Origin of the sequence: Pseudomonas sp. FSL R10-1350, assembly GCF_009600525.1 — a bacterium.
In the GTDB taxonomy this organism is placed as follows: domain Bacteria; phylum Pseudomonadota; class Gammaproteobacteria; order Pseudomonadales; family Pseudomonadaceae; genus Aquipseudomonas; species Aquipseudomonas helleri.
Window position 1 is genome coordinate 1 of sequence record NZ_WIVR01000035.1, and the last position, 12,846, is coordinate 12,846.

10 protein-coding genes are annotated in these 12,846 nt (G+C 57.5%); 2 read left to right on the plus strand and 8 right to left on the minus strand.

Translation table 11 applies throughout. The features are described from left to right. Positions 1 to 261: 261 nt before the first annotated feature. Positions 262 to 1,971, minus strand: coding sequence for a single-stranded-DNA-specific exonuclease RecJ (gene recJ / locus GHO25_RS15830; RefSeq protein WP_153391207.1), 1,710 nt, complete (start codon positions 1,969 to 1,971; stop codon positions 262 to 264). Positions 1,972 to 2,011: 40 nt separating this feature from the next. Further along, positions 2,012 to 2,554, minus strand: a complete 543-nt coding sequence (locus GHO25_RS15835; RefSeq protein WP_153326136.1) for a YaeQ family protein — start codon at positions 2,552 to 2,554, stop codon at positions 2,012 to 2,014. A 205-nt stretch (positions 2,555 to 2,759) separates the two neighbouring features. On the opposite strand from GHO25_RS15835, the gene GHO25_RS15840 reads away from it, so the two are divergent. Further along, positions 2,760 to 3,959, plus strand: coding sequence for a CaiB/BaiF CoA-transferase family protein (locus GHO25_RS15840; protein WP_153326135.1), 1,200 nt, complete (start codon positions 2,760 to 2,762; stop codon positions 3,957 to 3,959). A 40-nt stretch (positions 3,960 to 3,999) separates the two neighbouring features. After that, positions 4,000 to 4,884: a TIGR02285 family protein gene (locus GHO25_RS15845; RefSeq protein WP_153391208.1), complete on the plus strand. Its 885-nt coding sequence runs from the start codon at positions 4,000 to 4,002 to the stop codon at positions 4,882 to 4,884. Between the two features lie 176 nt (positions 4,885 to 5,060). On the opposite strand, the gene GHO25_RS15850 is transcribed toward GHO25_RS15845, so the two are convergent. The 6 genes from GHO25_RS15850 to xerD all read right to left on the minus strand — a co-directional run bounded on the left by GHO25_RS15850 (position 5,061) and on the right by xerD (position 12,737). Continuing rightward, the gene (locus GHO25_RS15850; protein ID WP_048368166.1) at positions 5,061 to 5,456 is read right to left on the minus strand and encodes a response regulator; all 396 of its coding nucleotides are present in this window, start codon (positions 5,454 to 5,456) and stop codon (positions 5,061 to 5,063) included. Between the two features lie 345 nt (positions 5,457 to 5,801). Further along, a complete protein-coding gene (locus tag GHO25_RS15855) occupies positions 5,802 to 7,898 on the minus strand; it encodes a transporter substrate-binding domain-containing protein (RefSeq protein ID WP_153391209.1) in 2,097 nt (698 codons plus the stop codon). A 119-nt stretch (positions 7,899 to 8,017) separates the two neighbouring features. After that, entirely contained in the window at positions 8,018 to 9,427 is a 1,410-nt protein-coding gene (gene thrC, locus GHO25_RS15860; protein WP_153326133.1) for a threonine synthase, read from the minus strand. A gap of 108 nt (positions 9,428 to 9,535) precedes the next feature. Next, positions 9,536 to 10,840 (minus strand): homoserine dehydrogenase, encoded by a 1,305-nt coding sequence (locus GHO25_RS15865; RefSeq protein ID WP_048390998.1) that lies wholly within the window; start codon positions 10,838 to 10,840, stop codon positions 9,536 to 9,538. 136 nt (positions 10,841 to 10,976) lie between these two features. After that, complete coding sequence (locus GHO25_RS15870; RefSeq protein WP_048368169.1) at positions 10,977 to 11,708, minus strand: thioredoxin fold domain-containing protein; 732 nt, start codon at positions 11,706 to 11,708, stop codon at positions 10,977 to 10,979. Between the two features lie 132 nt (positions 11,709 to 11,840). Continuing rightward, the gene (gene xerD / locus GHO25_RS15875; protein ID WP_153391212.1) at positions 11,841 to 12,737 is read right to left on the minus strand and encodes a site-specific tyrosine recombinase XerD; all 897 of its coding nucleotides are present in this window, start codon (positions 12,735 to 12,737) and stop codon (positions 11,841 to 11,843) included. Positions 12,738 to 12,846 lie beyond the last annotated feature (109 nt).

The window sequence follows — 12,846 nt, forward strand, 5'->3', positions numbered from 1 at the left end:
AAAAGTGTTCGCGATGTCTCCGAACATTGTGTTCGCTATGTCCCCGGTCCATACAGGGAGAGGGCTAGGGTGAGGGGAGCTCTTAGATCAAGATCAAAAGATCGCGAGCAAGCTCGCTCCTACAAGGCCTTTAGAATCAATTACTTATTTTGTGTTTGATTAGAGCTGCCGCAGGCTGCGATCTTTTGATCTTCAAAAGCAAAAGATCGCAGCCTGCGGCAGCTCCTACAGCGTTATTGGTCAGCCAAAAGGGGGCAGGCGTTAGCGCGGTTCGATGTGGGCGATCATCAGTTGCACGGTTTCGTTACCGCGAAACTCGTTGAGGTCGAGTTTGTAGGCCAGCTCGACCCAGCGAATGGTCGGGTTGGGCCACACTTCGCGGTCTACTCCAAAGGCAATGCCGTCCAGTTTGACGCTGCCGCACTCGGTCTTGAGCACGACTTTCAAGTGCCGCTCGCCAACAATACGCTGCTCGACCAACTGAAACACCCCGTGAAACAGTGGTTCAGGGAAGTGCTGCCCCCACGGCCCGGCATGGCGCAACGCGCGCGCCAGTTCAAGGTGGAATTCTTCAATCGCCAAACTGCCGTCAGACAACAGCCGACCGGTCAGGTCTTCCTCACGCAGTTGACGTCGGACTTCGTCGTCAAATGCTTGAGCAAACAGTGGGAAGTTGGCTTCAGGCAATGTCAGACCCGCTGCCATGGCGTGGCCGCCGTATTTACTGATCAACTCCGGATGCTGCGCCGCGACCACGCTGAGCGCATCACGAATATGAAAGCCCGGTACCGAACGCCCCGAGCCCTTGAGCATGCCGTCTCCGGCATCGGCAAAGGCAAAGGTCGGGCGGAAATAGCGCTCTTTGAGGCGCGAGGCCAGAATCCCGATCACCCCTTGGTGCCACTCCGGGTCGAACAGGCACAAGCCAAACGGCATGCTGTCCAGCGTCAATTCCTTGAGCTGGGCCAGCGCTTCACGCTGCATGCCTTGCTCAATGGATTTACGGTCCTGGTTCATCTCGTCGAGCTGGGCGGCCATGTCTCGCGCCGCGTTGGGGTCGTCGGTGAGCAGGCATTCGATGCCCAGGCTCATGTCGTCCAGCCGCCCGGCCGCGTTCAGCCGTGGACCGAGAATAAAGCCCAAGTCGGTAGAGGTAATCTTCGAATGATCGCGCTTGGCCACTTCCAGGATTGCTTTAAGCCCTGGCCGCGCCCGCCCGGCGCGGATTCGCTCAAGCCCCTGATGCACCAGAATGCGGTTGTTGGCATCCAGCGGCACCACGTCGGCCACGCTGCCCAATGCCACCAAATCGAGCAATTCGGCAATGTTGGGCGCTTTGACCGTTTGATACCAACCCAAGCTGTTCAAGCGTGCACGCAAGGCAATCAGTACGTAGAAGATCACCCCTACCCCGGCCAGCGCCTTGCTAGGGAACTCGCAACCCGGCTGGTTAGGGTTGACGATGGCATCGGCCGCCGGCAGTTCGTTGCCCGGCAAGTGGTGGTCGGTGACCAGCACGCTCAGCCCGGCTTTTTTCGCCGCGGCCACGCCTTCGACGCTGGAGATCCCGTTGTCCACGGTGATCAGCAATTGCGGCGAACGGGTCAATGCCACTTCAACGATTTCGGGGGTCAGACCGTAGCCGTACTCAAACCGGTTGGGCACCAGGTAGTCGACATGGGCGGCGCCCAGCAGGCGCAAACCGAGCATGCCCACGGTACTGGCCGTGGCACCGTCGGCGTCAAAGTCACCGACGATCAAGATGCGCTGACGCTGTTCAAGCGCCACCACCAACAAGTCCACCGCCGCGTCGATGCCCTTGAGCTGCTGGTACGGGATCAACCGCGCCAGGCTCTTGTCCAGTTCAGCTTGTGATTGCACCCCCCGCGCAGCGTACAAACGCGTGAGCAGGGTCGGCATTTCGCCCAAAAAAGGCAGGGTTTCGGGCAGTGGACGGGGTTCGATGCGCATAACCGGGGGGACGTTCTCTTAAAGTGTTGAACCGAGTGAATTAACCGCGTTCGCCTTGCAGCCACTGCAACTGAACTTCGTGCTGGCCACGGTCGTCGGTCACGAACACGGTGCCTTCACTGATCATCACGTCCCACTTGATAACGCGTGGCATGTCTTTGGCCAGCACTTCCAGAACCTCTTGCGGAACGGCAGCGATGTTGACGTTTTTCAGGTTTTTGATCGCCGGGATAACCTTGCCTTCCCAGACGCGCAAGCTGCCATAGGCCAGCAAACTGGTGCGCTCGGTGCGGCGCGAGCACCAGGTCAGACGATCGGCATCGGGCTGGCCGACTTCGATCCAGTGCAGAACACGGTCATCCAGGCTTTTTTCCCACAGCGCTGGCTCGTCTACATCTGAAAGGCCTCGGCCAAACGACAGATGCTCGTTGTACCAAAGGGCGTAAGCCAGAAGGCGCACAGCCATGCGCTCTTCGGTTTCCGAAGGGTGGCGGGCAATGGTCTGCTTGACGGTTTCATAGACCCCACGATCGAGATCGGTGAGGTTGAGTTCGAACTTGTAGGTCGTGGACGGCTGGGCCATGAACGGGCTTCTTGATACGGAGAAAGACGGCAAGTCTAACCGATCCGCCCATGTTCTGTGGGAGCGGGCTTGCTCGCGATGCAAACAACGCCGTCTATCAGAATCAGCGCGGTGATGTTATCGCGGGCAAGCCCGCTCCCACAGGACGTGGTGCCACGACCTATGTTAAAACGCTGTTCTCGTTCGCTCTGCATAAGGACTCCGCATGTCGCTCGCCACCAAACCCCTTTCGGGCCTCAAGGTTATCGAACTGGGTACCCTGATCGCCGGTCCTTTTGCCTCGCGAATTTGTGCCGAATTTGGCGCCGATGTGATCAAGGTGGAATCACCCGATGGCGGCGATCCCCTGCGTAAATGGCGCAAGCTGTATGAAGGTACGTCGCTGTGGTGGTTCGTCCAGGCGCGCAACAAAAAATCCCTGACGCTGAACCTCAAGCACCCCGATGGCCTGAACATCCTCAAGGAGCTGTTGGCCGAGGCCGACATCCTGATCGAGAACTTCCGCCCCGGCGTCCTGGAAAAACTGGGTTTGGGCTGGGACGTGCTGCACGCCTTGAACCCCAAACTGGTGATGGTGCGTTTGTCGGGCTTTGGCCAGACCGGGCCGATGAAAGACCAGCCCGGTTTTGGCGCGGTGGGTGAGTCCATGGGCGGGTTGCGCTACATCACCGGTTTTGAAGATCGCCCGCCCGTGCGCACCGGCATTTCGATTGGCGACTCGATTGCCGCGCTGTGGGGCGTCATTGGCGCCTTGATGGCATTGCGTCATCGCGAAGTGAATGGCGGCCTGGGCCAAGTGGTGGATGTGGCGCTGTACGAAGCCATTTTCGCCATGATGGAAAGCATGGTGCCGGAGTTCGATGTGTTCGGCTTTATTCGCGAGCGCACCGGCAATATCATGCCGGGCATCACGCCCTCCTCGATTCACACCAGCAAGGACGGCAAGCACGTACAGATTGGCGCCAATGGCGACGCCATTTTCAAACGCTTCATGCTGATTATTGGCCGCGAAGACCTGGCGAACGATCCGCAACTGGCCAGCAACGATGGCCGGGATGCCCGCCGTGACGAGCTGTACGGCGTGATTGACCGCTGGGTTGCCTCGCTGCCGCTGCAAACCGTGCTTGATCACCTGAACACGGCAGAAGTCCCCGCCAGCCGCATTTTCTCGGCCGAAGACATGTTCACTGACCCGCAATTTTTGGCCCGCGAAATGTTCTTGCAGGCCAAACTTCCTGACGGCAAAGCGTTCAAAATGCCAGGCATCGTGCCTCGGCTTTCAGACACGCCAGGGTCAGCCGAGTGGGTAGGACCGGAGCTGGGCGCTCATAATCAGGAGGTCTTGGCTGATTTGGGCTACGACGCCAGCGCCATCGTTAAATTGAAACAGGCAGGCGCGATTTAACCGTTAAGCCGTTTTAAGGACCGCCAAGGAGACAGGCCCAATGACCAAGCGCTGGAAATGGCGAGGCATCTGCGCGGGGTTGATAACCTCAGCGATGTTTTTTTGCACGCCCGGCGCGCTGGCGGCCGAAAAACTCATTTGGCTGGTGCGCGACCTCCCACCAATGGCAGTGCACGATGGCCCGAACAAGGACCAAGGCATCATCGATCGCTTGCTGCCGGTGCTAATCGCCAACATGCCGCAGTATGAGCATGTCATCCAGCGGGTCAATCGGGCCCGTTCCCTGCAAATGCTAGAAGGGCAAGAGCTGGCCTGCGATCCAATGCTGGTGTGGAATCAGAGCCGTGCCCTGCACATTGTCTATTCAAGCCCGATCTTCGGTTTACGCAGTAACGGGCTGGCCATTCGCCGTACGGATGAACAACTTATCGCGCCGTTTGTGCATGACCAGGCCGTCGACTTGCCTGCCCTGCTGAGCGCTCAGTCTGTCAAGCTCGGTCTGGTGGCCAAACGCAGTTACGGGGTCTGGATTGACGATCAATTGTCAAAAAGCCCGAGGGATCCACTTTTTATCCATTACGGCAACGATGCGATAGGCAGCCTGTTGCAAATGCAACACGTCGGACGCCTGCCGACGCTGCTGGGCTATTGGCCAGAGATTCAGTCAAAGGCCAAGCAATATGGCCTTTCATCCAAGGCGCTGGCTTTTTACCCGATCCAGGGTGCCCCGGCCTACCAAACCATCTACGCAGGGTGCACAAAAACTCCGCAAGGGCAAAAAGCCATTGCCGACATCAATACGGTACTGGGACATCTGCCCCGGGATTCAATTGCGTCTGCGCAGACCTTTTGGATACAGGCCGACCAAGCCGATGATGGCCGTGCCTCTGCCCCGCTCCCGGTGCAAGAACCGACGGTGCCCTGACAAAAAAAGCACAAAAAAAACCCCGAGCAGTGGGGAGACAACTCGGGGTTTAACAAGGTCATGATGACCTGCTCAGCAAGCTACAAGTCTCGGAGCAAAAGACTTGATCTTGCTGATGAAAAATCTGACACAGCTAACGCTACAAAGGTTCCCGATACGCAGGATCAATTTTCACTTCATGCGCCAGCCCGTGCGCCATAAGCATCCAGCAAGCGTCCGAGGCCGTTAACGGTCACGGGTTTGGGCAAATACCCCAACACCTCCAAACCTTCCTCGCGGGCCGTACGTACTGCGCTTTCAACTACGTGTGGCGCGGCGCAACTGAGAATAATCAGCGCCTGGGCTTCGCGCTTGGTCGCCAACTCACGAATCAACTCAATCCCGGACAACCCTTCCAGATGCAAATCACAAATAGCCAGGTCAATGCCCTCGCATTTGGCCAATGAGCAACGGGCAGACTCGACACTCTCGGCAGCCAGCACGTCAAAAATGCGAAAGGCGTTCAACATTTGGTGTAGCACCATGAGTTGAAATGGATTGTCTTCAAGAATCAGAACTTTCATTGAGCGCATAAAGGGCCTTGGAAGAGTTCACGCACTATTGGCAAGGGGACCGACTTTAGTGCGATTGCCTAAGAATCGACATAAGACAAATCCTAAATCGATGTAGGCAAATTCATAAAAACAAAACTAATTGATACCGCCTTTAACCCTGAAACCTAGTCATCAAGGGCCAACAACGCGCGCTAACAATCAGCTGCATACCCTGCGCGAGCAACTGTTTGAGCCTTATTGAAACCCCGACTTAATAAGCGAAATGCACCGTAAGGGTGCTGCGAAGGCATGAGAACAGCGAATTATTGACCAGCGGTGCAACACAGGCCAAAAGACCGCTAGACAAGATCGCTTCTGCGGTGGCTAACCGTTCATCCCCATTTTTGGCGTCTTGGACAGGTCAAACCAGCCTCCCACAACCCCTTCCAAATGACCTGAGCCCGAGTAAAAAGGCACAACCCAGCAACACACCTCACCACCGGCCGTTTTGAAGGCCTGGCTGCGCTTTTGATAAAAAGGCTTGCGGTTACGAAGCACCGACATCAACTCAGCATGAAACTGCTCTGCGATTTCAACGGATAAAAAAGGCACTTCCGTCATGCGCCGCCCGTGAATCAGTTCTAGCCGGGTCGAAAAAAACTCTTCGTAAGTGCGGTTACAGGTGATGACTTGTCCTTCAAGCCCCTTCACAAAAATCGGACAGGGGATCGCATCAAAGAAGCGTTGCCCAAACTCCAGGCGGGCGCTTAAAGCGCTCTCGGCCAAGCGTGCAATGCGCAACTGGTTTACCAGGCGTCGATTCCACATCACCAGAACGCCCCCCAGGCCAATAGCGCCCGCCAGCCCCCCGTACAACAACGGCAAAATCGACACCTGCGGTTCGACCGGCATTTTCTTGAGGTCATGCAACCACTTGTGCCGCAGTGCCTGCATATCAGTCATGGGGATGGCCTCTAAACCCTTGTTCAGTATGTCGAGCAGTTCCGGGAACTGATCCGCAACCGAAAAGTTATCGGAGGCCCAGCGACCATCGACACTTCGGCCTACTTTCAAGTGTCTGGCCGGGTGCAGATACGCCTGTGTTTCATTCTGGATCGTGGCCAGCGCTTCGCCTTGCTCAACCAGATCACGTGCCTGCGCATAGTTCTCGACACTGCGCAGGATGATGTCTGGGTAGTTGCGCCGAATCATTGATTCCAGCGCGTGCCGGGCCGGCAGCGCCAAGACCTTGCCCGCGAGTTGATCCAGAGAACTCAGGCGAAAGTCATTGTTACGCACGACGAAGACCCAAGGAGCGCCGCCATAAGAATAGGTGAAATTAAGATACGCCTGACGCTCGGCATTCTTGGCCAGGGTGGTATTCATCTGCGCCTTGCCGCTTTTGAGCATTTCCAGGGTTTGCGCTGTTGAGGCGCTTTCTTGATGGACAAACTGCAACCCGGTCATATGGGAAATACGCGCCAGAATATCTGCGTTCAAGCCCTCCCAGCGCTGCTCACCGTTTTTAAAGACATACGGCGGGTATTGCTGAGAGGCAACCATGACCACCGGATTTTGCTTGATCCAGGCGTGCTCGCGAGGCAGCAGCTGTATGTGCTGCTGGCCAATAGCGCCCAGATGCCCTGCGTGCCAGCGCGAAAGGATCACATGGCCCATTTCGTCATCCAGGCTGTTCAATGCGCGATCAATCAAGGCCTGCAACTGCGAATCACCGCGGCGCACGGCAAAGGCAAAACCTGACTCAGGCAAAGCGCTCTGCCCCAAAACACGCAAGCTGGAGTAAGACCGCAGCGTCTTGAAGCCCCGGACAATGATTTCATGTGCAACCAGCGCATCAATGTCGCCTTCATTGAGCGCTTCTAGCGCACTGTGCAAGGTGGGGGTGAGGATGATCTCGCTGTCGGGGTAGAACGCATCGGCAACGTGTGCATCGACCTCGCCGTCGAGAAAGCCGATTTTTTTGCCTGCCCAGTTCCCGTCGGGCGCTGCTGCTTCTTTGCCCACCATCACTGAGCGATCGGTCATGTATTCATTTGAGAACAGCAGGCCTTCAATACCGCGCTCGTAGCCGGTGGCGCTGGTCAGAATGTCGATTTTGCCCGAGAGCAGCGCTGCCACTGCCTGGTCACGCTTGCTGAACCCCAACACTTCAACCGTGACCCCCAGCTTGTCCCGCACCAGGCTGAGGTAATCGGCACTGATGCCCTGATAACGGTTGCGCTCGTTGGCGATGTCCATGGGGGCGTAATCGCCAATGGATATGCCCACGCGTAGCCGACCGCGCTCCTCCAGCCAGTGCTGTTGCTCGTAATCAAGCACCAGCGGCTTGAGGTCGATAAAGCTTTTCGGCAGCCGGAACGGCAAGCCTTGGGCTGCCTGGGTGCTGGTAGTGACGCTCACCAGCGCGATGCAGAGTACCCGCAACATCCATGATTTCAGCACGTGGGCAAAACGTGACATGACAGCCTCCTTGACCGGCTACTCGCCAGCATACGGAGGCGAAAACCGAGCAAGTTTGCCACGCACCCACAAAAAAGCCCGTCAGATGACGGGCTTAAAAGTACGTAAGAAAAAGACCCTTAGAGGGCTTTCCCACGGTTGCCATGCTGGCTGACAAAGGCCTGAACGGCTTTAAGGTCATTGGCCAAAACGGTGTAACGCTCTTCTCGCTCAAACAAGTCGGAAAGGTGAGCAGGAAGCTCCAGTGCTTTTCCTACACCCGCTTTCTCAACAGCCTCGGGGAACTTGACCGGATGCGCTGTCCCCAGAATAACCATCGGGATATCCAGGCTGCGACGGCACTCACGGGCCGCCTTCACGCCGATGGCAGTGTGCGGATCGAGTACTTCGCCGGTTTCAGCGAACACCTGGGCGATGGTGTCGCAGGTTTGCTCGTCGTTGACCGCCAACGAGTCGAACAGACGGCGAGCTTCAGTCCAGCGATCGTCTTCCACGCTGAAGGTGCCGGTTTGCTTGAACGCGTCCATCAGGCCCGCAACCGCGGCGCCATTGCGGCCATGCAGGTCGAACAGCAGGCGTTCGAAGTTCGACGACACCATGATGTCCATGGACGGCGACAGGGTCGCGTGCAGGGTCTCTTTGGCGTACTGGTTGCCGCTCATGAAGCGGTGCAGGATGTCGTTGCGGTTGGTGGCAACGATCAACTGATTGATCGGCAAGCCCATATTGCGCGCCAGGTAGCCGGCGAAAATATCGCCAAAGTTACCGGTCGGCACCGAGAACGACACTGAACGGTGCGGGCCGCCCAGTTGCAGGGCTGCGTGGAAGTAGTAAACGATCTGGGCCATGATGCGTGCCCAGTTGATCGAGTTCACGGCGACCAGGCGCGTGCCCTTGAGGAAGCCCTGATCAGCAAAGCTGGCCTTGACCATTTCCTGGCAGTCATCGAAGTTGCCTTCGATGGCGAGGTTGTGGATGTTGTCGCCAAACAGAGTGGTCATTTGACGACGCTGTACTTCCGACACCCGGTTGTTCGGGTGCAGGATGAAAATATCCACGTTCTCGCAGTGCTTGCAGCCCTCGATGGCCGCCGAGCCGGTATCGCCCGACGTTGCGCCAACAATGACCACGCGCTCGCCACGCTTGGCCAACACGTAATCCAGCAAACGCCCCAGCAATTGCAGGGCAAAGTCCTTGAACGCCAGCGTAGGGCCGTGGAACAGCTCAAGTACCCACTCGTTGCCATTGAGCTGACGCAGCGGTGCAACCGCGCTGTGAGCAAAGGCGCCGTAGGTTTCTTGGAGGATTTTTTTGAAATCGGCATCAGGAATGCTGCCGGTGACAAACGGGCGCATCACCCGGAATGCCAACTCGTGATACGGCAGGCCTGCCCAGGAAGCGATTTCTTCCTGAGTAAAGCGCGGCAGGTTTTCCGGCACGTACAGACCGCCATCGCTGGCCAGACCGGCCAACAGAACATCTTCAAAATTCAGGGCCGGTGCCTGGCCACGGGTGCTGATATAGCGCATTGGTTCAAACCTTCGGTTTGAGCGGCAAGCAGTTCAGCAGCAAGCGACAAGTAAAGCCAGCGTGGCCTTTAACTTGCGGCTTGCAGCTTACCGCTTACCGCTGCTTCATTAATTGAGACTTTCTACGCGGATGCGAACGACCGGACCTACAACACCTTGCAACGCTTCAAGCGCAGTGATGGCGTCATTGATGTGCTGCTCGATAACACGGTGAGTCAGCAAAATCATTGGCACCAGACCGTCATGCTCTTCGGCTTCTTTCTGCATGATCGATTCGATGTTGATACCGCGCTCCGACAAGATGCTGGCCACTTGAGCCAGGACGCCCGGATGGTCTTTGGCCTGGATGCGCAGGTAGTAAGCACTTTCGCACGCTTCGATCGGCAGGATCGGGTGAGCAGACAGCGCGTCCGGCTGGAAGGCCAGGTGCGGCACGCGGTTCTCCGGGTCGGAGGTCATGGCGCGCACCACGTCAACCAGGTCAGCCACCACCGAGGAGGCGGTCGGTTCCATGCCGGCGCCAGCGCCGTAGAACAGGGTCGAACCTGCCGCGTCACCATTGACCATTACCGCGTTCATCACGCCATTGACGTTGGCGATCAGGCGATCAGCCGGGATCAGGGTCGGGTGAACCCGCAGCTCGATGCCGCTGGCCGTGCTGCGCGCAACGCCCAGGTGCTTGATGCGATAGCCCAGGGCTTCTGCGTAGTTCACGTCAGCCGTGGTCAGCTTGGTGATGCCCTCGGTGTAGGCTTTGTCGAATTGCAGCGGAATGCCGAAGGCAATCGACGCCAGAATCGTCAGTTTGTGCGCCGCATCAATGCCTTCAACGTCGAACGTCGGGTCTGCTTCGGCATAGCCCAACGCTTGCGCTTCGGCCAGTACGTCTTCAAACGTACGGCCCTTTTCGCGCATTTCGGTGAGGATGAAGTTACCGGTACCGTTGATGATGCCCGCCACCCAGTTGATGCGGTTGGCCGACAAGCCTTCACGAATCGCCTTGATCACCGGAATACCACCGGCAACCGCTGCTTCGAACGCGACGATCACGCCCTTTTCCTGAGCCTTGGCGAAGATCTCGTTACCGTGCACGGCAATCAGCGCCTTGTTGGCGGTGACCACGTGCTTGCCGTTTTCGATGGCTTTGAGCACCAGTTCACGGGCGATGGTGTAACCACCAATCAGCTCGATAACGATGTCAATTTCAGGGTTGGTGGCAACAGCGAAAACATCGTTGGTAATGGGGGTACCGGTAATGTCGCACTGAGGGTTTGGCGTACGCAGAGCAATTTGCGCAACCTGGATGCCACGCCCGGCACGGCGGGCAATCTCCTCGGCGTTACGCTTTAGTACGTTAAAGGTACCGCCACCGACGGTCCCGAGCCCACAGATACCTACTTTGACCGGATTCACGCTGAACTCCCCATAAAACGGCCGACTCAAGGTCGGCCGTGGAAAACAACCGTGGACTGCCACGGTTCTCTATTAATAGCCGGGCAGTTGAAGTGCCCGGCCATGATCGTTACCGGCTTAGCGTAACGACGCAGGATTATTTAACACTGAGTGCCAGCTTGCCAACCTGCGCAGCAGGCTGATAACCCGGAATTACCTGGCCATCGGCAAGTACGATGGCCGGTGTGCCGTTGACCCCGATGGACTGCCCCAAGGCAAATTGCTTGGCAACCGGGTTGGCGCATTTCGGCGCGTTGACGGTTTTGCCGTCGGTCATCTTGTCCATGGCGCTTTTCTTGTCCGTGGAACACCAGACCGCCTGCAGCTGTTGATCACCCGGCGAGCCCAAGCCCTGGCGCGGGAACGCAACATAGCGCACTTCGATCCCCATTTTGTTCAGTTCGGGGATTTCGGCGTGCAATTTATGGCAATACGGGCAGGTGGTGTCGGTGAAGACGGTGATATGCGACTTGGTTTCACCGACCGCAGGGTAAACGACGGTTTCGGCCACCGGAATACCATTGATCAGTTTGGCAACGCCATCACGCTCAGCCTTTTCGGTGAGGTTGACCGGCTTGCCGTCCTTGAGCTGGAACATGTAGCCCTGCACGATGAACTGGCCATCAGCGCTGGCATACAGCACGCGGCTGCCCTTGAGTTTGACTTCATACAGGCCCGCCATCGGGCTTGCGCTGATGCTCTCGATCGGAACATCCAGTTGCAGCGTATCAAGGCTTTTGCGAATGGCTTGTTCGGCGCCGGTATCGGCGAAAGAAAACGTACTGACCAACGCAATGGCTGCGGCGGCAAAAATCTGGGTCACGCGCATGGGAACTCCTGAAGGCGGACAAACGGCCAAGCCTGATACCACGGTGTATAAACGGGTTTTGGCGGCTCGCTTTCGAAACCGGCAAAGCCTACCACAGATGGCTTGCCGGGCCGACGATCAACTGACGTCCAGCTAGCCTCGCGGATGGTGCTGAGCGTGCAGATCTTGCAAGCGGGCGCGAGCTACGTGGGTGTAAATCTGCGTGGTGGACAGGTCGCTGTGCCCCAACAGCATCTGCACCACGCGCAAATCGGCGCCATGGTTGAGCAAATGGGTGGCAAACGCGTGCCGCAACGTGTGCGGAGACAGCGATTTTTCGATCCCGGCCACCATGGCCTGATGCTTGATGCGGTGCCAGAAGGTCTGGCGGGTCATTTGCTCACCGCGCAGGCTGGGGAACAGCACATCGCTGGGACGACCATTCAGCAACTCGGCACGGCCGTCGCGCAGGTAGCGCTCAACCCAGACAATCGCCTCCTCGCCCATCGGCACCAGCCGCTCCTTGCTGCCCTTGCCCATCACCCGCAGCACGCCCTGACGCAGATTCACTTGCTCCAGAGTCAGGCTGACCAGCTCGGTCACCCGCAACCCGCAGGCATACAGGACTTCAAGCATGGCGCGGTCACGCTGGCCGATGGCTTCACTCAGGTCTGGCGCGGCGAGCAAGGCTTCTACGTCTGCTTCTGACAGTGACTTGGGCAAAGGCCGGCCTAACTGCGGCATATCGACCTGCAAGGTCGGGTCAACGGTTATAAGCTTTTCACGCAAGAGATAGCGATAAAAACCCCGTGCACCGGACAAAAAGCGTGCAGTCGAGCGCGGCTTGTACGCTTGGTCGAGGCGCCAGGCCAGATGATCAAGGATCAACTCGCGCCCGGCATCGATCAACTCGATACCGCGTTCCTGCAACCAGCCATTGAACAGCGCCAGGTCGCTGCGATATGCATCGCGGGTGTTGTCCGACAGGCCTTTTTCCAGCCATAAGGCATCCAGAAAGCGGTCGATAAGCGGGTTGTCGATGGCAGGCATTGGCACTCGTACAGCACGGCCAGAGAGCCGCGCACAAATAAAATGTGAATTGAAAAAGCGGCCGCTAGTCTTTCATAGGCAGCCTGCGCGATAAACCATCAGTTTTTAC

Coding starts and splice junctions, on each gene's coding strand:
- GHO25_RS15835 (WP_153326136.1), bottom strand. CDS start 2,554: ATGGCCCAGCCGTCCACGACCTACAAGTTCGAACTCAACCTCACCGAT.
- GHO25_RS15855 (WP_153391209.1), bottom strand. CDS start 7,898: ATGTCACGTTTTGCCCACGTGCTGAAATCATGGATGTTGCGGGTACTC.
- GHO25_RS15840 (WP_153326135.1), top strand. CDS start 2,760: ATGTCGCTCGCCACCAAACCCCTTTCGGGCCTCAAGGTTATCGAACTG.
- recJ (WP_153391207.1), bottom strand. CDS start 1,971: ATGCGCATCGAACCCCGTCCACTGCCCGAAACCCTGCCTTTTTTGGGC.
- GHO25_RS15870 (WP_048368169.1), bottom strand. CDS start 11,708: ATGCGCGTGACCCAGATTTTTGCCGCCGCAGCCATTGCGTTGGTCAGT.
- xerD (WP_153391212.1), bottom strand. CDS start 12,737: ATGCCTGCCATCGACAACCCGCTTATCGACCGCTTTCTGGATGCCTTA.
- GHO25_RS15850 (WP_048368166.1), bottom strand. CDS start 5,456: ATGCGCTCAATGAAAGTTCTGATTCTTGAAGACAATCCATTTCAACTC.
- thrC (WP_153326133.1), bottom strand. CDS start 9,427: ATGCGCTATATCAGCACCCGTGGCCAGGCACCGGCCCTGAATTTTGAA.
- GHO25_RS15845 (WP_153391208.1), top strand. CDS start 4,000: ATGACCAAGCGCTGGAAATGGCGAGGCATCTGCGCGGGGTTGATAACC.